The 18881-nt window shown below is 66.2% G+C and carries 24 protein-coding genes; 10 read left to right on the forward strand and 14 right to left on the reverse strand.

The window, feature by feature from the left end; all coding sequences use genetic code 11:
- Nucleotides 1–50 precede the first annotated feature (50 nt).
- Nucleotides 51–314 carry a PAAR domain-containing protein gene (locus BW991_RS08800; RefSeq protein WP_076601733.1) on the forward strand — a complete coding sequence of 88 codons (264 nt, stop codon included), beginning with the start codon at nucleotides 51–53 and terminating at the stop codon, nucleotides 312–314.
- A gap of 180 nt (nucleotides 315–494) precedes the next feature.
- Here the strand turns inward: BW991_RS08800 and BW991_RS08805 are convergent, their stop codons facing one another.
- A complete protein-coding gene (locus tag BW991_RS08805; protein ID WP_076601734.1) occupies nucleotides 495–1079 on the reverse strand; it encodes a flavin reductase family protein in 585 nt (194 codons plus the stop codon).
- Between the two features lie 170 nt (nucleotides 1080–1249).
- Entirely contained in the window at nucleotides 1250–1840 is a 591-nt protein-coding gene (locus tag BW991_RS08810; RefSeq protein WP_076601735.1) for a hemerythrin domain-containing protein, read from the reverse strand.
- Between the two features lie 191 nt (nucleotides 1841–2031).
- Here BW991_RS08810 and fdxA point away from each other — a divergent pair, with 191 nt between their 5' ends.
- Entirely contained in the window at nucleotides 2032–2355 is a 324-nt protein-coding gene (gene fdxA, locus BW991_RS08815) for a ferredoxin FdxA (RefSeq protein WP_076601736.1), read from the forward strand.
- Nucleotides 2356–2379: 24 nt separating this feature from the next.
- Here fdxA and BW991_RS08820 read toward each other — a convergent pair whose 3' ends face one another.
- From BW991_RS08820 to sdhC, 4 genes are read right to left on the reverse strand one after another with little or no spacing between them, the layout of a single operon-like run.
- Nucleotides 2380–3144 carry a Crp/Fnr family transcriptional regulator gene (locus tag BW991_RS08820; protein ID WP_084205018.1) on the reverse strand — a complete coding sequence of 255 codons (765 nt, stop codon included), beginning with the start codon at nucleotides 3142–3144 and terminating at the stop codon, nucleotides 2380–2382.
- Nucleotides 3145–3157: 13 nt separating this feature from the next.
- The gene (locus tag BW991_RS08825) at nucleotides 3158–3853 is read right to left on the reverse strand and encodes a succinate dehydrogenase iron-sulfur subunit (protein ID WP_076601737.1); all 696 of its coding nucleotides are present in this window, start codon (nucleotides 3851–3853) and stop codon (nucleotides 3158–3160) included.
- Nucleotides 3854–3877: 24 nt separating this feature from the next.
- A complete protein-coding gene (gene sdhD / locus BW991_RS08830; RefSeq protein ID WP_076601738.1) occupies nucleotides 3878–4222 on the reverse strand; it encodes a succinate dehydrogenase, hydrophobic membrane anchor protein in 345 nt (114 codons plus the stop codon).
- On the reverse strand, nucleotides 4219–4605 hold the full coding sequence (gene sdhC / locus BW991_RS08835; protein WP_076601739.1) for a succinate dehydrogenase, cytochrome b556 subunit: 387 nt from the start codon (nucleotides 4603–4605) through the stop codon (nucleotides 4219–4221). The genes sdhD and sdhC overlap by 4 nt, the downstream gene beginning before the upstream one ends.
- A 331-nt stretch (nucleotides 4606–4936) precedes the next feature.
- On the opposite strand from sdhC, the gene BW991_RS08840 reads away from it, so the two are divergent.
- The 4 genes from BW991_RS08840 to BW991_RS08855 all read left to right on the forward strand — a co-directional run bounded on the left by BW991_RS08840 (nucleotide 4937) and on the right by BW991_RS08855 (nucleotide 8863).
- The gene (locus BW991_RS08840) at nucleotides 4937–5641 is read left to right on the forward strand and encodes a DUF2189 domain-containing protein (RefSeq protein WP_084205019.1); all 705 of its coding nucleotides are present in this window, start codon (nucleotides 4937–4939) and stop codon (nucleotides 5639–5641) included.
- Between the two features lie 102 nt (nucleotides 5642–5743).
- Nucleotides 5744–6211 (forward strand): PAS domain S-box protein, encoded by a 468-nt coding sequence (locus BW991_RS08845; RefSeq protein WP_076601740.1) that lies wholly within the window; start codon nucleotides 5744–5746, stop codon nucleotides 6209–6211.
- 42 nt (nucleotides 6212–6253) lie between these two features.
- Nucleotides 6254–6547 carry a hypothetical protein gene (locus BW991_RS08850; protein ID WP_076601741.1) on the forward strand — a complete coding sequence of 98 codons (294 nt, stop codon included), beginning with the start codon at nucleotides 6254–6256 and terminating at the stop codon, nucleotides 6545–6547.
- Between the two features lie 126 nt (nucleotides 6548–6673).
- Nucleotides 6674–8863, forward strand: a complete 2190-nt coding sequence (locus BW991_RS08855) for a PhoX family protein (RefSeq protein ID WP_076601742.1) — start codon at nucleotides 6674–6676, stop codon at nucleotides 8861–8863.
- Nucleotides 8864–8972: 109 nt separating this feature from the next.
- Here BW991_RS08855 and BW991_RS08860 read toward each other — a convergent pair whose 3' ends face one another.
- The 5 genes from BW991_RS08860 to BW991_RS08880 form a co-directional block, all read right to left on the reverse strand.
- Nucleotides 8973–9242, reverse strand: a complete 270-nt coding sequence (locus BW991_RS08860) for a hypothetical protein (RefSeq protein ID WP_076601743.1) — start codon at nucleotides 9240–9242, stop codon at nucleotides 8973–8975.
- Between the two features lie 162 nt (nucleotides 9243–9404).
- A complete protein-coding gene (gene ppnN, locus BW991_RS08865) occupies nucleotides 9405–10820 on the reverse strand; it encodes a nucleotide 5'-monophosphate nucleosidase PpnN (RefSeq protein ID WP_076601744.1) in 1416 nt (471 codons plus the stop codon).
- Between the two features lie 183 nt (nucleotides 10821–11003).
- Complete coding sequence (locus tag BW991_RS08870; protein WP_076601745.1) at nucleotides 11004–11477, reverse strand: chemotaxis protein CheX; 474 nt, start codon at nucleotides 11475–11477, stop codon at nucleotides 11004–11006.
- Complete coding sequence (locus BW991_RS08875; RefSeq protein WP_076601746.1) at nucleotides 11474–11845, reverse strand: response regulator transcription factor; 372 nt, start codon at nucleotides 11843–11845, stop codon at nucleotides 11474–11476. The genes BW991_RS08870 and BW991_RS08875 overlap by 4 nt, the downstream gene beginning before the upstream one ends.
- On the reverse strand, nucleotides 11842–13863 hold the full coding sequence (locus BW991_RS08880; protein WP_170879070.1) for an ATP-binding protein: 2022 nt from the start codon (nucleotides 13861–13863) through the stop codon (nucleotides 11842–11844). The genes BW991_RS08875 and BW991_RS08880 overlap by 4 nt, the downstream gene beginning before the upstream one ends.
- 291 nt (nucleotides 13864–14154) lie before the next feature.
- Here BW991_RS08880 and BW991_RS08885 point away from each other — a divergent pair, with 291 nt between their 5' ends.
- From BW991_RS08885 to BW991_RS08895, 3 genes are all read left to right on the forward strand, one after another.
- Complete coding sequence (locus tag BW991_RS08885) at nucleotides 14155–14397, forward strand: DUF8082 domain-containing protein (RefSeq protein WP_076601748.1); 243 nt, start codon at nucleotides 14155–14157, stop codon at nucleotides 14395–14397.
- Between the two features lie 4 nt (nucleotides 14398–14401).
- Nucleotides 14402–15265, forward strand: a complete 864-nt coding sequence (locus tag BW991_RS08890) for an MCP four helix bundle domain-containing protein (RefSeq protein WP_076601749.1) — start codon at nucleotides 14402–14404, stop codon at nucleotides 15263–15265.
- Nucleotides 15266–15326: 61 nt separating this feature from the next.
- On the forward strand, nucleotides 15327–15986 hold the full coding sequence (locus tag BW991_RS08895; RefSeq protein ID WP_084205021.1) for a YceI family protein: 660 nt from the start codon (nucleotides 15327–15329) through the stop codon (nucleotides 15984–15986).
- Between the two features lie 126 nt (nucleotides 15987–16112).
- Here the strand turns inward: BW991_RS08895 and BW991_RS08900 are convergent, their stop codons facing one another.
- From BW991_RS08900 to BW991_RS08910, 3 genes are read right to left on the reverse strand one after another with little or no spacing between them, the layout of a single operon-like run.
- Nucleotides 16113–16763, reverse strand: coding sequence for a DsbA family protein (locus BW991_RS08900; RefSeq protein WP_076601750.1), 651 nt, complete (start codon nucleotides 16761–16763; stop codon nucleotides 16113–16115).
- Nucleotides 16760–17200, reverse strand: a complete 441-nt coding sequence (locus tag BW991_RS08905; RefSeq protein ID WP_076601751.1) for a disulfide bond formation protein B — start codon at nucleotides 17198–17200, stop codon at nucleotides 16760–16762. The genes BW991_RS08900 and BW991_RS08905 overlap by 4 nt, the downstream gene beginning before the upstream one ends.
- Nucleotides 17190–17486: a DUF1330 domain-containing protein gene (locus tag BW991_RS08910; protein WP_018989945.1), complete on the reverse strand. Its 297-nt coding sequence runs from the start codon at nucleotides 17484–17486 to the stop codon at nucleotides 17190–17192. The genes BW991_RS08905 and BW991_RS08910 overlap by 11 nt, the downstream gene beginning before the upstream one ends.
- Nucleotides 17487–17805: 319 nt before the next feature.
- Between BW991_RS08910 and BW991_RS08915 the strand changes: the two genes are divergently transcribed.
- Nucleotides 17806–18801 carry a sulfate ABC transporter substrate-binding protein gene (locus BW991_RS08915; RefSeq protein ID WP_076601752.1) on the forward strand — a complete coding sequence of 332 codons (996 nt, stop codon included), beginning with the start codon at nucleotides 17806–17808 and terminating at the stop codon, nucleotides 18799–18801.
- The last annotated feature ends 80 nt before the right edge of the window (nucleotides 18802–18881 follow it).

Genomic DNA, 18881 nt, shown 5'->3' on the forward strand with positions numbered 1-18881 from the left:
TGAGCCGTGGGCGTAGGGAGTGCACGTAAGTCCGAACGAGGTTCTGTCCGATGCCGAAGATCATTCGCCTCAACGACCCCACCAGCCATGGCGGCAAGGTGATCGGTGCGGCCTCCAGTTATAAGGTCATGGGGCTGCCGGTGGCCCGCGTGGGCGACGTCTGCATCTGCCCGCGCAAAGGTCACGATGGCTGCGTGATCGTCGAGGGCGACCCGCATTTTGTCGTGGAAGGTCGTGCAGTGGCCTTCGAGGGGCACAAGACAAGTTGTGGCGCGATTCTCATCGCGACGGCCCCAAACTTTGGCAAGGGCTGAAACGGGTTGCCTTCTCGAAATCTGCGCAGGTCACGTCAGCCGGAAGGGATCGGAGGAGCCGGCGGGCAGGGCGTGTCGCGTTAAACGCGGCCACCGAATAAAACCGTTCACTCCGAGCCTGTCGAAGGACGTTGCCAGTGCGTCCGACTGGCTCAGCCCGAACGGAATTTCGTTGCGACGCTAATCGGTACGCGCCCGGATCGTGTTGCCCGCGCTGACGAAATTCCCTCCGCCCAGATGGTGGATCGTGTGCAAGGCGGTGTTCCCGCTGTCGAAGGTCCAGTGTCCATTGGCGAACACCCGCGCGTCGGCCGCCGCGGCGACGACCTCGGCGAAGCAGGTGTCATAGGCTTCCTCGGTGTGCCGCTCCGGAATCAGACGGCATTCGAGCCATGCCGAACAGCCGGCCTCGATCACTGGCATGCCCAGCACCGGCCCCGCCTTGGCGTCGATGTCGTGACGCGCGAACTTGTCGAGATCGCGGCCGCTGGCGCTGCCGACCGCGTACGTCAGGTCGACGAGCGCGGTGCCCGGAATGCAGATGGCGAATGTGCCGTTCTTGGCGATCAGTTCGCGCGTATAGGTGTGCTTGTCGATGACGACGGCGATCCGCGGCGGGGTGAATTCGACGGGCATGGACCACGCAGCCGCCATGATGTTGCGCCGCGAACCGTCGGCCGTGGTCACCAGGACGGTGGGGCCATGATTGATGAGCCGGCTGGCATGTTCGAGTGCGACGGGCCGGAAGTCGGAGCTGTTGGTCATTCTGGATATCCCGATTGGAGGCAGTGGTGGCCGGACACCGGCGGCATCCCCGTTCGAACGAACGGGACGCCGAGGGTGTCGATCGACGCACTATATCGCCCAAGCGGAACGGCGTGTCGGCATGGCGGCAATCGCGCGGCAACCGGGCGGCACGGCCTGTGCCGGCGATGTCATTCGAGGCAGCACGCGGCCTCAGCGGGTTCCTTGCATCCGCAGCCGGCCTGGCCGGAAATGCGGCGGTGAATCGACCGGAAGCGTTCCTGCACCGTCTCGCCGAAGATCGGATCCCCTGCAAAATGGATCGCGGAATCGACGAGGAACCATTCGTCGTCGCCCAGCGAAGCCGCCAGCCGCGGGAAGATCTCGCGTTCCTCGATCGCCATGTGGTCATCGAGGAAGGTCGCGTAGTTGCGGACGTCCTCCTGCAGTGTGGCGCGCGGCATCATCGCCCCGGCAGCAGCGGCGCCGAGATCGGCCGCCAGCCTCGCGCCGCTCTCGGCGATCGAGCGGTGCTCTTCCGCGAGTTCGGCGATCAAGGTCCCGGCCTGCGGGTCGTGCGCAAGCAGGCGGCTGAATGCCGCGTCCTCGCGCGGATGGTGGTAGCGGTCCGGGTACTGCGTCATGTAATACACGATGTCCGCCATCAGCTCGTAATCCGGCTCTTCGCCGTGGACGAAGGTGGCGGTCTGCGTCTGGAGCAGATCGAGCAGCTTGCGGTAATTGGCGTGCTCGGCTTGCCATTTCTGTAGATGTGCGGACATGACGGTCTCCAGCGGTCGGTGGGCGCGATCCGGGTGTCCCGGCCGGTTCGACCCGGCGCCGGTGTGCGCGGTGTATCCGATGCTAGGGAGGAGGGCGGGGCGGGGGAATGACTTTTGTCATTCAGCTCGCCGCCGCCCGGGCCTACATTGCTCCCGCACCCCAAACGAACTGCCCGCGAGAGAGAAAAGCCATGACATACGTGGTCACCGAAGCCTGCATCAAGTGCAAACACACCGATTGCGTCGATGTCTGCCCCGTCGACGCCTTTCGCGAAGGTCCGAATTTCCTCGTGATCGACCCGCAGGAATGCATCGACTGCACGCTGTGCGTCGCCGAGTGCCCGGTCGATGCGATCTATTCCGAGGACGACGTGCCGGTCGAACAGCGCCACTTCATCGCGCTCAACGAAGAGCTCGCCAAGGTCTGGATCCCGATCGTCGAGGTCAAGCCCGCACCCCCGGATGCGGGCGTGTGGGCCAAGGTGAAGGACAAGCTCGGCCTGCTCGAACGCTGAGGGCGGATGCCGCCGGAGCGCCGCTCAGGACTCGACGATCCGCTCCAGCATGTCGGGGCGCATGATCTCGATCCGGCTGGGCCGCGACGCGATCCAGCCGGCCTTCTGCCACCGACTCAGGATGCGGATCACGGTTTCGACCCGTGCGCTCACGAGCTGGCTGAGTTCGTCGCGGGCGAGATGTACGTCGACGATGACGCTGCCCGTGGCCGTCGTGCGGCCGAATCGGCCGATCAGGTAACGCATCAGTGCCGCCAGGCGGCGCGGCACCGTGCCGGCACTGACGATGTCGATCTTCGCGCGCAGCGCGACGGTGTGCTGTAGCAAGGCGCGATTCACCGCACGCCCGACGGCGAGGGAGTCGTCCAGGGCGTGCCGCAGCGCCTCGGCGCGGATCAACAGCGCGTCCACCGGCTCGCCGAGTGCGATCGCGTCCGCCGGAAAGACGCCATCCTCCAGCGCGGCCGCAAGGCCGACCGCCTCGCCGCGCCGGAACAGGCCCATCAGGATGCCTTCGCCGGTCGGTGTCATCTGGCGGATCTGGATCACGCCCGATTCGATCACCGCGAACCAGCTCGCACGCTCGCCCGCGAACCACAGCGACTCACCGGGATCCAGGCGGCGGGAGCGCACCCCTTGCGCAAGACGCCCGAGATCGGACGCCCCCACCTGCGAGAACAGTTCGAGCGCGCCGAGCCGCCGCGCCAGCGTGTCGGCGCATGCCCCTCCACGCACTTCGGACGGGGCGGGCGGGGGGCGCAGGAGCGACAAGGGCGGCGCATGTCCCATGATGTGTTCGCAACTACGACGACTCGCGCACCAGCGCCTGCCGGATGCGCTCGATCGCGTGCGACGGGCTCAGCCCCTTGGGGCAGACTTCGGTGCAGTTCATGATCGTGCGGCAGCGGAACAGGCGATAGACGTCGTCGAGATAGGCGAGCCGCTCAGCGGTGGCCGTGTCGCGCGAATCGGAGATGAAACGGTAAGCCTGCAGCAGCCCGGCCGGGCCGATGAACTTGTCCGGATTCCACCAGAAGGATGGACAGAACGAACTGCAGCACGCACACAGGATGCACTCGTACAATCCATTCAGTTTCTCGCGCTCGGCCGGGGACTGCAGGCGTTCGCGCTCGGGCGGTACCGTGTCGTTGATCAGGTAGGGCTTGATCGAGTGGTAGTGCGCAAAGAATTGCGTCATGTCGACGATGAGGTCGCGGATCACCGGAAAGCCCGGCAGCGGTCGCAGCACGACCGGTTCCTTCAGGCCGACGAGGGGCGTGAGGCACGCGAGCCCGTTGCGACCGTTGATGTTCATCGCATCCGACCCGCACACGCCTTCGCGACAGGATCGGCGGAATGACAGGCTGTCGTCGATGGTCTTCAGCCGCATCAGCGCGTCGAGCAGCTTCTTGTCGCCCGCCTCGGGCGCGAGCTCGTAATCCTGCATCCGCGGTTTCAGATCGGTTTCCGGATTGAAGCGGTAAATGCTCAATCGCATGAGGCCTCCTTGGCGCTGCCGCGCTTACGCGCCGCCGGCGAAATGCGCCGCCATCGTCAGCACGACGCGAATCACGATCGCGAACAGGAGCACCCCCACCACGGCGAGCAGTGCGAGGCGCAACATCGGCGCGTGGATGTAGTCGAGGGCAATGTCGCGAACGCCGATCCAGCCGTGCAGGCCCAGCGCAGCGAAGAACACCACGATCAGCACCGCCCCGTGCGTGCTGGTCGCCAGCGCGTGCCAGCGCTCGTAGTCGAGCGGGGGCCCCGTCAGCAGCGTCGCCGCGCCCAGCGCAAGCAGGAACAGCAGCACCAGCGCCGTCACGCGCTGCAGCACCCAGGCCCGTTGGCCGAGAAACAGTCTCATGCCAGCCACCTCGCCGCGGCAATGAGGGCGACGATTGCCGCCGCGACGATCGCGGCCCAGGCGCTGGTGCGCGCCTGCGACAAGCCGCTGCCGATGCCAACATCCATCAGCAGGTGACGTATCCCCGCGAGCAGGTGATGCGTGGCCGCCCAGACGAGGAGGGCGAGGAGCACGGCCCGCCAGGGCGCGGACACGAGGTCGCGCAGTACGGCGAACTCGGCCTCGCTGTGCAGCGAGCGATCGAGCGCGAGCGCCAGGAGCGGCAGGCTGAGCACCAGCAACACGCCGGAAATCCGGTGCCCGATCGACGCAATCGCACCGATCGGGAAGCGGATCTGCAAGAGATTCAGGAATTTGGGCGCAGCTTCCACGCGTGCTCGCATGTCCGTCTCCCTGTCCGATTCGATACGGGGCGTGCGCGGTGCCCCATTCGACTCCGTCTTCGCTGCGCGCGCACCTGGCACCGGTGCTCCCATGCGGGCACGCAAGGGGCGTGTCGCGAAACGGCCGTCCACTTGACTATAGTGGGGCTTGCAAAAGAGTCAACAAAAATGCATCTTTGACGCGTGTCCACAACTTCGCACACCCCGCGGCCATCATCCGATGCTCTATGGCCGATTCGGACTAGGATGGTATGAGCGTTCTTCTTCGTGGTGCCCCATGTCGATGAATGATAGTCGCCCCGAGCCGCGGCATGTCCGCCCCGCACAGGTCATGGCAGCCGTAGCCAGCGGGCTGCGCGTCTTCGCCGACACCGCGCCCCTTTCCCTGCTGTACGCGGGCGGTTTCGCCGTGTTCGGCGTGGGCCTCATCACCCTGCTCGCCACCGTCGGACTGGCGCCGATGGCATTGCCGCTGGTGGGCGGTTTCCTGATCGTGGCCCCGGCCCTGCTGGCGGGCTTCTTCGCCATGTCGGCGGCACGACGCAGTGGCCGCAAACCGACGTGGCGGGATGTCGGCAGCGGCTTCCTGCGATCGCCTCCCCCGCTCTGGGGCTTGGTGCTCGTCTGCCTGTTTCTCTTCGTGATCTGGATGACCGATGCCGGCATCCTCTACAGCTTCATGCTGGGGCGCAGCTACGCCGGCTGGAAGATGCTGTTTCCCCTGTCGGCAGAGCTCCTGCGCTTCCATCTGGGTGCGGTCGTCGCGGGCGGGCTGTTCGCGCTGATTGCCTTCTGCATCACCGCCTATGCCGTTCCCCTGCTCATCGAGCGCCGCGCCAGCCTGGTCGTCGCCGTGAGTGCCAGCGTTCGCGCGATCTTTCGCAGCCTGCCGGCGAACCTGACCTGGAGCCTCTTGCTCGGCGGCACGATCATCGTATCGATCATCGTGCCGCTGCTGCTGACGGTCACCTTGCCCGTCACCGCGTTCGCCACCGAATGCCTGTACCGGACGGTGTTTCCCGACGAGTCCGGTTGAGCCGGTCGAGCGTGCAGGCTCGTGTCCACACCCGTTTGCGGAGGAATACATGTCCTTGACCCACATTCGATCTGCCGGACCACGGCAGCACGGGAGGCAACCGTGAGCACCGACGTCCCCGACATCGCCCGCCTGCTGGTCGAGCAGACCGCGGACGCGATCATCTACGCGGACAGGGAAGGGCGGATCCGCATCTGGAATGCCGCGGCGGAGGCGCTGTTCGGCTTTCCGCGCGCCAAGGCGATCGGGCAGAGCCTCGACCTGATCATCCCCGAGCGGCTGCGCGCCGCGCATTGGGAAGGATTCCACCACGCGGTGGCGAGCGGCCGTACCCGCCTCGGCGGCCGCGCCGTGATCACGCGTTCGGCGAATGCCGCCGGTGCCACGATCTACGTGGAAATGAGTTTCGCGCTGGTGTCGGACGAGCGCGGCGACGTGCTGGGGTCGGTCGCCGTGGCACGCGACGCGACGCAGCGGCGCGAGGCGGAAAGGCAACTGCAGCAGCGCATACGTACGCTGGAAGAGGCGTCTGCCGATGCTGCGTCGAAAACCGGCCGGCCATCCGCATGAAACCGGCTGCGCAGGCGCCCTGGGACAAAGTGGCGGGAAGACATGGAGCAATGGTTCGCGGCAAATCTCGGTGATGCGATGCTGGCCGGCGAGGAGCTGGAGCGGGTGTGTGCGCTCTTCGAGCAGCAGCGCGGGCGGAACGCCACGACGGCGGTGCTGATGCGGCACGAGAACCTCGGCCGCCTGCATTGCGAGCTCGTACTCTATTTTCCCCCGGAGCTGGCGGAACTCGCTGCGGCTGTCGGGGCGCAAGCCTGCGGCAGGCCGGGCCTGTCCGAAATGGGTGTGGCCATCGGTTCGCCGCAGCGCCTGGCCGAACTTTCCTCTGCTGATTGACGCGGCCTTGCGGCGCCCGCCACGTCGCCGGATACGTCGCGATCGCCCTGTCATGAGTTCTTAACCTGTGCGGATTACCGTGCGTGCTCGCAAGCGGCATCGCGTAATCCCACAGAGGAACTCCCAATGAACGATCTGCAATCCCTGCGCCCCGACAGCGACGACGAATCGACCAACACCTCGGCCAATCCGGGCTTCGACAGCATCCTGCAGGCGCGCCTGTCGCGGCGCCAGCTCCTCGGCGGCAGCATGGGCGCCGCCGCGCTGGCGATGATCGGCGGCGTGTCGCCGGCTGTTGCGGCTGCATCCGCGCAGGGGGCCGGCGCGCCCGGTCGCAAGCTGCCGAAGCTCGCCTTCAATCCTGTGGCGAAGAGCCTTGCCGATGCCGTAGCGGTGCCGGAAGGCTATCGCTACACGGTCCTCTACCGCCTGGGCGACCCGATCGACGGCAGCGTGGGCGAGTACCAGAACGACGGCACCGATCCGGCCGAGAGCTTTGCGCTGCGCGCCGGCGACCATCACGACGGCATGCATTACTTCGGCCTCGGCCCCAACGGCAAGCACCACAAGAACGAGTCCGAGCGCGGCCTGCTGTGCCTGAATCACGAAGCGATCACGCCGGCCTTCCTGCATCCGAACGGCCCCACGGTGGTCGGCGGCGTGCGCACGGTGGCGGAAGAGGTGCTGCGCGAGTTCTACGTGCATGGCGTGAGCGTGGTCGAGACCGTGCGCGAAGGCGGCGAATGGCGTTACCGGCGCGACTCGCATTTCAACCGCCGCGTTCATACCCTGACCGAGATGGAGCTGTCCGGCCCGGCCGGCAAGACCCCCTACACGGTCACAAAGTACTCGCCGGACGGCAGCCGCACGCGCGGCACGGTCAACAACTGCGCGAGCGGCAGCACCCCGTGGGGCACCTATCTCACGTGCGAGGAAAACTGGGCCGGGTATTTCCGCCGCATCACCGCGATCGACAACCCCAACCGCAGCGCCAGGGAACTGGCGGCATTGGCGCGCTACGGCGTCGCCGGCAACGGCCGCGAACTTTGGGCGACCGTCACGCCCGATACGCCCGACGACCTCTACGGCCGCTGGAACGCGATGAAACTCGGCAGCTCGGCGGACGGCAGCGACGACTACCGCAACGCGCCCAACACCTACGGCTGGGTCGTCGAGATCGACCCGTTCAGCCCGGATGCGACGCCGAAGAAGCGCACCGCGCTGGGCCGCTTCGCGCACGAAGGCGCGTGGCTCGGCCCCGTTCGCGTCGGCCACCCGCTGGTGTGGTACATGGGCTGTGACTCGCGCAACGAGTACATCTACAAGTACGTCTCGAACGCCGTGTGGCACCCGGACGACGCCAACGGCGGCATGGCGGCCGGCGACAAGTACCTCGACGACGGCAAGCTCTACGTCGCACGGTTCGATGCCGACGGCACCGGCCGGTGGGTCGAGCTGAGCTTCGGCGTCGGCAACGTCTCGCCCGCGAACCCCGCCTATGCGTTCGCCGACCAGGCCGACGTCCTCGTGCATGCGCGCCTCGCGGCCGACGCGGCCGGCGCGACGAAGATGGACCGGCCCGAATGGGGCGCGGTGAATCCGCGCAACGGCGAGGTCTACATGTCCCTCACCAACACCAATGCCGCGAGCCGTCCGCTCTCGCGCCTGGATGCCGCCAATCCGCGCTTCTACAACGATCGCAAGACCACCGGCCAGGACCAGCGCGGCAACCCCAACGGCCACATCATCCGCTTCGCCGAAGCCGGCGGCGACGTTGCCGCAACCTCGTTCAAGTGGGACGTGTTCCTGTTCGGCGCGCGTGCCACCGCGGACGCGGCGAACGTGAACATCTCGGGCCTGACCGATGCCAACGACTTCTCCAGCCCCGACGGCCTCTGGTTTAGCCAGGCGACCGGCGTGCTGTGGATCGAGACCGACGATGGCGCCTACACCGACGTCACAAACTGCATGCTGCTCGCGGCAGTGCCGGGCGAGGTCGGCGACGGCGGTCCGCGGACCATCGTGAGCAGCGACGGCACGAGCACGCGCGCGGTCGATACCTACGTCGGCAAGGCGCCCGGCGAGGAAAACCTGCGGCGCTTCCTCGTCGGACCGAAGGAGTGCGAGATCACCGGGGTTGCGGAAACGCCGGACGGCAAGGCGCTGTTCGTGAACATCCAGCATCCGGGCGAGGACACCCGTCCCGACTTCGCCACGGGCACCTTCGGCAGCCACTGGCCGGATGGCGGGCTGTCGCGTCCGCGCTCGGCGACCATCGTCATCACGCGCGCGGACGGCGGCCGGATCGGCGTCTGAGGTGGAAGTGCAAGCGGGCGTCATGGACGCCCGCGCCACAAACGAAAAACGCGGCGCCAGGCCGCGTTTTTCGTTGCACTGTCCGGCGCGTGCCGGACGACGCTTTTCGCTATGCGTTCGCCGGGCGGCCGTACATCCGCAGGATGTTCTGAAAGCTGCGGTGACGTTCGTCCGGATCGTACTTGCTGAAGATCCTCTCCTGGCGCACGCGGTTGAACGGCGGCAGTGCGTCCAGAATCGCGCGGCGCTCGTTCAGGATGTGTTCGCGCATGCGGTCGTTTACGAAGACGAAGCGGACGGGGTCGTAGAGGCCGTCCTCGCGCTCGCGGTGGAAGCCCGGATCGGCCGGAAGGAAGTTTTCTTTGGTGTGGCTTTTCATGATCGTCGGTGGTGTCGTTATGTCTGGTTTTCTTTTTTTGGGGAATTGTACCCATCAAACGTTACGAACATATTTCCCGACGTGCTTCCCGGCAGCATATGCCGCCGGGCGATCATGGCATTCACGCAACATACCCGCCGCGGCGGGCCTCACGTCGCCGGTTCAGGCGGAGGGCGCCGCTTCGCGCGCGCGGGGCACGACGCGATAACACGGGTTGTAGGCCGTCCCGGGCAGCTTCATGCGCCCCTGCGCGACGAAGGAGGCGAGCAGGGCATCCATCGGCCCCATGATCTCGGGATCGCCGTGGATCTCGAACGGACCGTGCTGCTCGATCTCGCGGATGCCTTCGTTCTTGACGTTGCCTGCCACCACGCCGGAGAACGCGCGCCGCAGATCGGCCGCGAGCAGGTGCTTCGGCTCGCTGCGGTGCAGCTTGAGCCGCCGCATGTTCGTGTGCGTCGGCCGGAAGGGCTGCTGGAATTCGTGCTCGATGCGCAGCAGCCAGTTGAAGTAATAGGCATCGCGCTGCTCCTTGCGGAAGGCGCGCACCCGGCCGATGCCGCCGTGGATCTCGCGCGCGACCGCGGCGGGGTCGTCGATGATGATGCGGTAACGGCTGCGCGCTTCGTCGCCGAGCGTCTCGCCGATGAAGCTGTCGATGCGGCGGAAGTATTCCTCGGCGCTCTTCGGTCCGGTGAAGACCAGCGGGAAGGGCTGCGCGGAATTGGCCGGATGCAGCAGGATGCCCAGCACGTAGAGGATCTCCTCCGCGGTGCCGACGCCGCCGGGGAACACCACGAAGCCGTGGCCAGCGCGGACGAAGGCCTCCAGGCGCTTCTCGACGTCGGGCAGGATCACCAGGTCATTGACGATGGGATTGGGCGACTCGGCGGCGATGATCCCCGGCTCGGTGAAGCCCAGATAGCGCGGCTTGCCGAAGCGCTGCTTGGCATGTCCGATCGTCGCACCCTTCATCGGCCCCTTCATCGCGCCCGGCCCGCAGCCGGTGCAGATGTCCAGCCCGCGCAGGCCCATTTCGTAGCCGACGCGCTTGGTGTAGTCGTATTCCTCGCGGCTGATCGAGTGCCCGCCCCAGCACACCGCGACGCTGGGCTGGATCACCGGCTGCACGATCCCGGCGTTGCGCAGGATGTGGAACACCGCGTCGGTGATGCCATCCGAGCTGCCGAGGTCGAATCGCCCGGGGGCCGCTCCGGTGTCGCCGTTCGCATAGACCACGTCGCGCAGCACGGCAAACAGGTGTTCCTGGATGCCGCGGATCATCTGCCCGTCGACGAAGGCGCTCGCCGGCGCGTTGCGGATGTCCAGCTTGATGCCGCGCGAGCGCTGGATGATCCCGATGTCGAAGTCGGGGTAGCGGGCGAGCAGCTCCTTGCCGTCGTCGAGCGGATTGCCGCAGTTGAGCACCGCGAGGGCGCAGTTGCGGAAGGTTTCCCTCAGGCCGCCCTGGCCCTGGCTGGAGAGACGGGCGGCTTCCGTGCGGGACAGCACCTCCATGCGCCCGGTGGGCGAAACCTGGGCGTCGACGACGGGAAATCTTGCTGATTGCTTGCTCATGGGACTGGATCTCGTGCTCGGGTTGGCCGGCCGCGCGGGACGGTCGTCCCGTGCGCCGATCCGGAAGCGCGCATGTTATGCGCAATGGGCCGGGATCGGGTGGGGATCGGGTGGGGATCGGTCGGAAGCGGGCCGCCGAATGCATGCCGGCGAGCCCGGCCGCGGCTCCGCAGACCGTCCGCTTCAGCGGCGGATGTCGAGGTGCACGACCAGGTTCGCCTCGTGTGCGCGCCAGCGCAGCGGGATCGCGAAGGGCACGCCCGTGGCGCGTGCGGCCGCCGGCGGTACGGTGCGCGGACGGGCCGCAGGCGGCGAGATCGCCAGTTCCTCGCCGAAATGGCGCCGTGCGCGGCCCGACATCATGTTGGCGATCTCGCCGACGACGTCGAGGCAGCGGTCCACCGAATGCTCGCGTTCGCCGATCGCCATCAGCACCTGCGACAGCATGCCGTGCGGGGCCGAGAAGGTGATGCTGCCACGGAAGCCCCCGGACACGTCGATCACCCCGTTGAAGTCGCCCCACAGCGGCGAGGCGCTGCCGTCGAGCAGGTAGGCGGTGCGCACGACGGCCGGTTCGTGCGTCATGTTGAGGAAGAAGGCCGAGATCGCTTCGGAAAAGACTTCGATGTCTTCGTGGTTCAACGCGCGGTAATTCAACTCATCAGCTCCAGCAGGGCGGCAACCAGTTGTTCTTCGGAAAAGGGCTTGTGCAGGAAGCCGTGGGCGCCCTTGCTGATGGCGCGCAGCGCCGTGGCCTTGTCGCTCAGGGCCGATACCACCATGATGCGGGCGCCCGGCAGGACCTCGGCAAGCCGTTCGATGCAGGCCTCGCCGTCCATGTTGGGCATGGTCAGGTCCATCGTGATGAAGTCGGGCTTCCTCGACAGCGCGATGGCCAGTGCCTGTTCGCCGTCGCCGGCGAGGTCCACCAGGTCGATCGGCGGCAGCCGCTCGTCGAGCATCTGGCGTGCGATCAGGTTGCGGATGACCATCGAGTCGTCGACGATCAGAAGCCTTGCCTTCATGCGGGACTCCATAGCAGGGTGAAGCGCGTATAGGCGCGCGGGGTGGACACGAGCTTCAGTCGGGCGCCCGTCTCGCGCGCCAGCGCCCCGACGACGTCGAGGCCCATGCCGCGGCCGGCATGTTCGCTGACCGCGGCCGCGGTGGATACGCCCGGCTCGAAGAGCGTCGCGATCACGTCGCGATCGCTCATCGCGGCGACCTGTTCGGCCGCCCGCTGCCCGTCTTCCGTCAGTCGGCGGCGCAGGGCGTGCACGTCGATGCCGCGGCCGTCGTCGGCGACGGTGAGCTCGATGCCGCCGTCGGCCGACCGCGTCAGTTCGATGCGCAGGCGGCCTTCCTCGTGCTTGCCCGCGCGCCGCCGTTCCGCCGCCGCTTCGATGCCATGCACGACGGCGTTGCGCACCAACTGGGGCAGCCCTTCGCGCAGCAGGCGGTGGACCGGCTCGGGAATCGCGCCGAAGTGAGGGAGCGAGGTTTCGACGCGCAGCTTCTTGTCGAGGTCGGCGGCAACCGCCAGCGCGAGCCGCTGGATCCGCTGCATCGACTGGAGGACGCCGTCCTCGCCGCGCGGCGTCTCGCTGCCCCGCGGGCCGGCGTCGGCTGCAGGCTGTGCGAAGGCCGCCAGGCGCGAGATCACAGCGTCGATCTTTGCCAGCTCCTGCAGCATGCGGCCGATCCCGGTGGCAACCGGGATGAGGTCGTCGCCGGTCAGCGTCCTGCGCTGGCGCAGTGCGCCCAGCTCGTCCTCGAAACGGTGGGCCTGCGCGGCGACCGCGCCGATCGCGAGCGCGGCCGCTTCGCCCTTGATCGAATGCACCTCGCGGCACACCTTCGTCACCGTCGTCAGGTAGGCGCGCGCTTCCGGTGCGACGTCGCGCAGGGCGGCATTCAGGCCGTCGAGTTTCGCCCGGGCGTCGTCGAGGAAGCGGCGCACGTCCGCCGGATCCTTGTCGAGCACGTCGAGCAGCAGGGCCACCTCGCTGCGGGCACGTTCTTCGGCGTCCGCAAGTTCGCGTTCGAGCCTGACCTCCTGGCTCACGTCCGCCACCGCGACCAGCATCCCCGTGATGCCGGTCGCGGCGCCGCCGCGCACGGGTTGGAAACCGAAGCTGAGATATTTCGGGCGCGACCCGTCGGGTTGCGCCAGCTGCACGCGCTGCAGCGGATTGAGGTCGGCCAGCAGGGCCGGCTTCACGCGTTCGTTGAGCAGCAGCCCGAGGTACTGCCGGGCGGAGTCCAGCGTGTCCGGCGTCACCAGCGAGGCCAGCGTGACGAGAAAATTGTCGCCCGGTGCGAGCGGGTGGGGAAACACCCGCGCGAGGTGCTCCGAGCGCTGCGTGCCGATCGTGCCGTTGCGGTCGATCAGGAACAGGCCTTCGCGCACCGTGCGCAGGATGTCCGTCGTCTCGCGCCGCGCCTGTTCCGCTTCCCGGTCGCTCTGGCTCAGGCGGCGCGCGACGTGCACGACGATGAAGACGAACATCAGCAGCGCGACGGCAATGGCGCCGGACTGCAGCACCCGCATCGAACGCGCGCGATCCCCCGCCAGGCGTTCCTGTTCGTACGTCAGGTCGTCGGCAAGCTGCAGCAGGCGCACGTTGCGGGTATTGCTCAAGGTAACCGCCGCGTCGATCTCGGCCCGCTGCGGCGTGGCGGAAATCAGGAGGGTGATCGCCGCATCCCGGAGCGGTTGCCACTGCCGATCGAGCTTGTCCGCGAGTTCGAGCGCAGGGCCGTCCTGCGAGGCCGCCGCGAACGTCTGCACCCTGGCGAGCGCCAGATCGAAGGCCTGGTAGGCCTCCGAGATCTGGGCCTGGCTCGTCTGCACCGGCTCGCCCGCGGCCGATTCATGCGATAGAGTGAGCACTGCCTTGGCAAGCTGCTGCGAGTAGCCGCGCAGCTTGCCGCCCTCGTTGATGCTCTTCGCGTCGCGCTCGACGTTCTGCAGCAAGACGAAGTTGAGCGTATAGACACCGACGCTCACCAGGAAGAAGGCGGCGACGGCAAATACGAGCACGCGATATTTGCCGCGAAGGAAGGAGTGCAGCACGGGCATCCGGGGCGACCGAGGGAGTGGGGCAGAGGTCGCGGAGGCTACCGTTTCGTTGTTACATTTTTGCGTCAGGACGTTGAAAGTGCCGGCCGGCGGGGGTGTTGAAAAAAAATTCCGTCGGGTGTGAAAGATTTTATGGCTGGGCATCCTGGTTTATGGTTGATGCATTCCGCAGTATCCCGGTAATATCCCCTTACAAGTTCCACCGTCGATGCCGCAGCCCGCTGCCGCCATCGGCATTCTGCGAAAGATCCGATGTCCGCAAATCCGTCCTGGAAGCAAATTACCGTCGAGCGCCTGGCGCGCGAAATCGGCGTTTTGGGCGAGATCATCGTCGATGATGTCTTGTTCGACCTCGGATTCGAGGATGGCGAGCTGCCGCCCCGCCAGCTGATGACTTTCCTCGCCCGGCTGCAGCGCGAGCTCCCCGAGACGGTCGATCGCGAGGCGATCATCCAGGAACTCGTGGCCGGACTCCTCTCAACTCCAAATTCCTGAAACCATGACTATCCGAAACAAGCTGATCCTCGGTTTCTCCGTGCTGCTCGCGTTCATCCTCGTTCAGGGCGCCGCCAGCTTCTTCTACGGTTCCCGCACGCAGGGTCTCGTGGACACGGCCGTTAACCGGAACTTCATCGCGGCGACGGAGGTCACCGATCTCCTCGCGTCGGCGCAACAGCTGCGGCGCCAGGAAAAGGAATACCTGATCTACGTCGGCAACGTCGATGGCCGCAACGCCGTGCTCAAGGACTGGAATGCCACGCATGCGCGCATCCTGGGCCAGCTCGAAGCGATGGTCGCCAACAGCAAGGGCATCTACCTGCCCGCGGACAGCGCCGCATTCACGCAGTGGAAGGGTGCCCTGGATGACTACCAGAAGGGATTCGCCCGCATCATCGAAGGCTTCAGCTACGACGTCTCGATGCTCGACGAAGGCGATACGGCCGGCGGTTCGCAGACCTACAACAAGGCGGTGCGTGCCAACGAGGAACTGCGCCCGGTGGTCGAGCGCTTCAACACCGTGCTGATCGAGGGCGCGACGAAGTTGGCGCGCGCCCGCGCCGACGAATCGGCGCTGGCCTATCAGCGCATCCGCAGTAACTTCGAGGTGGTCGACTACGTGAACATCGGCTTTGCCGTCGCCGGCCTGCTGCTGGCCGGTGTGCTGCTGGCGACGATCCCCGCGTCGATCACCCGGCCGCTCGACTCGCTGATCGAATCGGCCGACAAGATGAGCCTGGGCGACCTCGGCAAGAAGTTCGAGGCGGGCGGCGTCAAGGATTTCGAACGACTTGCCGCGTCGCTCGAGCGCATGCGCGTGACGATGGAAGCCATGATCGTCCGGCTCAAGGCGCGTTCCCGCTGAGAGCCGACGCCTCACCGCACAAATCTGCTTTATCCGGTAACTCTTGAGACAAGGAACTCCCATGCGTATCGCTCTCCGCCCGCTGCTCCTCGCCCTGACCCTGGGAACCGCCCTGGCGCTGCCTGCTCACGCGCAGCAGTCGGCTTCGGGCGCCGTCGCGACCAAGGCGGTCGCGCGTACCGCCGTGGCCAAGCCCACTGCGGACGATCTCGTTGCCGGGGATTACGTCATCGACGTGGCTCACTCGCACGTCTATTTCTTCATTTCGCACCTCGGCGTGAGCCGCTTCATGGGGCGTTTCGACGACATCAAGGGCACCTTCGTGATCGGGCAGAAGCCGACCGAAAGCGCCGTCAGCGCGACGGTACCGGTGTCCAGCGTCAATACGAAGCACCAGAAGCTCGAAGATCACCTGAAGAGCCCCGACTTCTTCGATGCCTCGCAGTTTCCGAGCATGACCTTCGAGTCGACGCGCGTGCGCTGGAACGCCCGTGGCGAAGGCGTGCTGTCGGGCAACCTGACGATCCGCGGCGTCACCAAGCCGGTGGATTTCGACCTGAAGCTGACCGGCGCAGGCAAGGGCCCGCGCGGTGACACCCGTGCCGGATTCGAAGGCACCACCACCATCAAGCGCAGCGAGTTCGGCATGACCTACGGTCTGCCGCGCGTCGTCGGCGATACGGTCGAGATCGCACTGTCGATCGAAGGCATCCGCCAGTAAGCATCCGCTGCCGGTGCGGCCCCGAGAGGCCGCATTGTCTGCGTTCAGCCCCACGTTCGGCCCTGCCACCCGGCAGGGCCGAACTTTTTTTCGCGGGCCCCGGCTGCGGTCCGGTGCAATCAGTGCTCAATACTGGCTATCGAGTTCTTCCGCGACCAGCTGTTTGAGCTGCTCGTAGCCGAAGCTGGGCATCGGGCGCCCATTCACAAAGAATTCAGGCGTCTTGGTCACATTGAGGGTCCGTGCATCGGCCAGATCCTGCCTGACGATCGCATCGATCGCCGGGTCGGCCATGTCGGCCCTCAGTTTTGCAATGTCCAGGCCGACGCCGTTGATGAAGTTCCACACCATGTCGGGCTGCGGGTTGTGGTGCGACGCCCAGTTCGGCTGCGCGGCAAACAACGCCTCGAGCGTTTCCCAGAACTTGCCCTGAAGCTTTGCCGCCGCCAGCAGCTTCACGACCTGTTCCGAGCCGTCGTGAAAGGGGGCGTAGCGCACGCTGACGCGAATGCGCCCAGGCGCGGCGGCCATCAGCTGTTTCACGTAGGGGAAGAAATCGCGGCAGGTCTCGCAGGCCGGATCGAGGAATTCGACGATGTGCACGCGCGCCTCGGCTTCTCCCAGCGTCGGCGAGTGTTCGCGCACGAGGATGGAACGGTTCTGATCGGCGACCTCGTCGCGGCGGGCGCTCTTGTCCGAATCATGGACGAGCGTCGCTGTGGCGAATACTGCCACCATCAATGCGGCAGCAATTCCGAAAATGTACTTCTGATTCATCTGGACATCCTGTGTTGGGCAAAAAGGAGCAATCCGGCGATCAGCGTGAAGGCGATCAGCGACAGCATCGGAATGGTCAGGAAGCCGAACCATTCGATCTGGATCTCCTTGCACGAGACGCCGCGCGCGCAAGGCTGGATCCGCTCGGGAATCACGCCGGCGACGAGCAGCACGTGGAAAACCGCGACCAGCCACCCGGCGAGCGTCAGCGGCAGCGCGTAGCGGATCACGCTGCGATCGAGGGGGAACATTCCCGCGGGCAGGATCAGCACGAGCGGGAACATCGCGATCCGCTGCCACCAGCACAGCACGCAGGGCGGCAGTTCCATGACTTCGCCGAGGAAGAGTGCGCCGAGCATGGACGACGCGGCGACCAGCCACGCCCCGAACAGCGGCGTCCAGCCGGCCTGGGAGCTTGCGACGGGTTCAGCTTTCATACGAGATCAGGACGACGTCGGCCGCCTGCTCGCGCAGCGGGATCAGGGCCTGATAGACGGGCGAGTTGAACCAGCCGTTGAGCGAATCGATGTCGGGGAAGCGCAGCACCACGGTATCCGTGTGCGCATGCTCGCCGCCCAGCACGGTCACGCGCTTGCCGCGCAGCACCAGCTCGCCGCCCCAGCCCTCCAGCGTGCCGGGTACCCGGGAACGGTATTGGTCCCATTTGGCGGGATCCTTGATCGTGATGTGGCCGATGACGTAGGCCGGGGCTTTCTGTCTCATCAGGTGTCCTGGAGGCGGTAGAACGAGGGGCCGCCGCGCGGCGGCGCTTCGCCGGGTCGGAATCTTCCGGCGGAAAGGCGCGGATTATATCCGAGTCATAAGGGCGCCTTTGGTTCCGCTTCCACGAAGTGCGTGACCAGGCAGCCGGTGCGCCGCGCGATCCCCTCCGCGACGCGCTCTTATGGTGAAACAGTGCGGTTGGGCGTGGGCTTTATAGCGGATCTTGTTATATTGAAATAAGGTTTTATGCGTTGTCACGCATCCGGCCATGGGCTATCGTCAAGGCCTTTCCTGTTCATCGCCCGCTATCGGATTCCGCATGAAAAAACTGACCAGCCTGTTGCTTGCAGCCGGACTCGCCTTCGCCAGCGGAGCATTTGCCCAGTCCAATCTGCTCAACGTCTCCTACGACGTGGCGCGCGATGTCTACAAGGATTTCAATCCCCTGTTCCAGAAGCACTGGAAGGAAAAGACCGGCGAAACCGTCGAGCTGCGCCAGTCGCATGGCGGTTCGTCGAAGCAGGCCCGCGCCGTGGCCGACGGCCTCGAGGCCGACGTCGTGACGATGAACCAGGCCACCGACGTCGATTTCCTCGCCGAGAAGGGGCTGGTCGCGAAGGATTACCCGAAGAAGTTCCCCGACAACGCCTCGCCCTACACTTCGACGATGGTGTTCATCGTGCGCAAGGGCAACCCGAAGGCGATCAAGGACTGGAACGATATCGCCAAGCCGGGCATCCAGCTCATCATCCCGCACCCGAAGAACACCGGTAACGGCCGTTACTCGTATCTCGCCGCCTGGGGTTACGCGCTGAAGCAGCCCGGCGGCAACGACAAGAGCGCGCAAGAGTTCGTCGGCCAACTGCTCAAGAACGCGCCGCTGTTCGGCTCGGGCGGCCGCGATGCGACGACCACCTTCATGCAGCGCAAGATCGGCGATGTGCTGGTCACCTTCGAGTCCGAGGCCGAGCTGATCGCCAAGGAATTCGGGCGCGGCGAGTTCGAGGTCGTCTACCCCAGCCTGTCCATCCTCGCCGAATTCCCGGTCGCGATCGTCGATAAGGTCGTCGACAAGAAGGGTACGCGCAAGGTCGCGCAGGCCTACCTCGAATACCTGTGGTCGAAGGAAGGGCAGGAGAACGCCGCGGCGAACTACCTGCGCCCGCGCGATGCCGAAGTGCTGAAGAAGAATGCTGCGCAGTTCCCGCCGATCAAGACCTTCACCGTCGATGAGGTGTTCGGCGGCTGGAGCAAGGCGGCGGCCACGCACTTCAAGGATGGCGGCAGCTTCGACCAGATCTACGTTCAGAAGTAAAATCCACGGTTTTTCGCGCGAAGCGGCCCCATCGCGGGCCGCTTCGCTTTTCGATTTCCACGACTGACGGTTCGACTTTC

Origin of the sequence: Aromatoleum tolulyticum, from assembly GCF_900156155.1 — a bacterium.
GTDB classification, from domain to species: Bacteria; Pseudomonadota; Gammaproteobacteria; order Burkholderiales; family Rhodocyclaceae; genus Aromatoleum; species Aromatoleum tolulyticum.

What these genes read in the sequence shown, in the direction of transcription:
- BW991_RS08915 (WP_076601752.1), top strand. Translation starts at nt 17,806, where the DNA reads ATGAAAAAACTGACCAGCCTGTTGCTTGCAGCCGGACTCGCCTTCGCC.
- BW991_RS08800 (WP_076601733.1), top strand. Translation starts at nt 51, where the DNA reads ATGCCGAAGATCATTCGCCTCAACGACCCCACCAGCCATGGCGGCAAG.
- BW991_RS08875 (WP_076601746.1), bottom strand. Translation starts at nt 11,845, where the DNA reads ATGAAGGCAAGGCTTCTGATCGTCGACGACTCGATGGTCATCCGCAAC.
- BW991_RS08855 (WP_076601742.1), top strand. Translation starts at nt 6,674, where the DNA reads ATGAACGATCTGCAATCCCTGCGCCCCGACAGCGACGACGAATCGACC.
- BW991_RS08805 (WP_076601734.1), bottom strand. Translation starts at nt 1,079, where the DNA reads ATGACCAACAGCTCCGACTTCCGGCCCGTCGCACTCGAACATGCCAGC.
- BW991_RS08860 (WP_076601743.1), bottom strand. Translation starts at nt 9,242, where the DNA reads ATGAAAAGCCACACCAAAGAAAACTTCCTTCCGGCCGATCCGGGCTTC.
- BW991_RS08850 (WP_076601741.1), top strand. Translation starts at nt 6,254, where the DNA reads ATGGAGCAATGGTTCGCGGCAAATCTCGGTGATGCGATGCTGGCCGGC.
- sdhC (WP_076601739.1), bottom strand. Translation starts at nt 4,605, where the DNA reads ATGCGAGCACGCGTGGAAGCTGCGCCCAAATTCCTGAATCTCTTGCAG.
- BW991_RS08810 (WP_076601735.1), bottom strand. Translation starts at nt 1,840, where the DNA reads ATGTCCGCACATCTACAGAAATGGCAAGCCGAGCACGCCAATTACCGC.
- ppnN (WP_076601744.1), bottom strand. Translation starts at nt 10,820, where the DNA reads ATGAGCAAGCAATCAGCAAGATTTCCCGTCGTCGACGCCCAGGTTTCG.
- BW991_RS08910 (WP_018989945.1), bottom strand. Translation starts at nt 17,486, where the DNA reads ATGAGACAGAAAGCCCCGGCCTACGTCATCGGCCACATCACGATCAAG.
- BW991_RS08895 (WP_084205021.1), top strand. Translation starts at nt 15,327, where the DNA reads ATGCGTATCGCTCTCCGCCCGCTGCTCCTCGCCCTGACCCTGGGAACC.
- sdhD (WP_076601738.1), bottom strand. Translation starts at nt 4,222, where the DNA reads ATGAGACTGTTTCTCGGCCAACGGGCCTGGGTGCTGCAGCGCGTGACG.
- BW991_RS08825 (WP_076601737.1), bottom strand. Translation starts at nt 3,853, where the DNA reads ATGCGATTGAGCATTTACCGCTTCAATCCGGAAACCGATCTGAAACCG.
- BW991_RS08905 (WP_076601751.1), bottom strand. Translation starts at nt 17,200, where the DNA reads ATGAAAGCTGAACCCGTCGCAAGCTCCCAGGCCGGCTGGACGCCGCTG.
- BW991_RS08840 (WP_084205019.1), top strand. Translation starts at nt 4,937, where the DNA reads ATGGCAGCCGTAGCCAGCGGGCTGCGCGTCTTCGCCGACACCGCGCCC.
- BW991_RS08885 (WP_076601748.1), top strand. Translation starts at nt 14,155, where the DNA reads ATGTCCGCAAATCCGTCCTGGAAGCAAATTACCGTCGAGCGCCTGGCG.
- BW991_RS08890 (WP_076601749.1), top strand. Translation starts at nt 14,402, where the DNA reads ATGACTATCCGAAACAAGCTGATCCTCGGTTTCTCCGTGCTGCTCGCG.
- BW991_RS08820 (WP_084205018.1), bottom strand. Translation starts at nt 3,144, where the DNA reads ATGGGACATGCGCCGCCCTTGTCGCTCCTGCGCCCCCCGCCCGCCCCG.
- BW991_RS08900 (WP_076601750.1), bottom strand. Translation starts at nt 16,763, where the DNA reads ATGAATCAGAAGTACATTTTCGGAATTGCTGCCGCATTGATGGTGGCA.
- fdxA (WP_076601736.1), top strand. Translation starts at nt 2,032, where the DNA reads ATGACATACGTGGTCACCGAAGCCTGCATCAAGTGCAAACACACCGAT.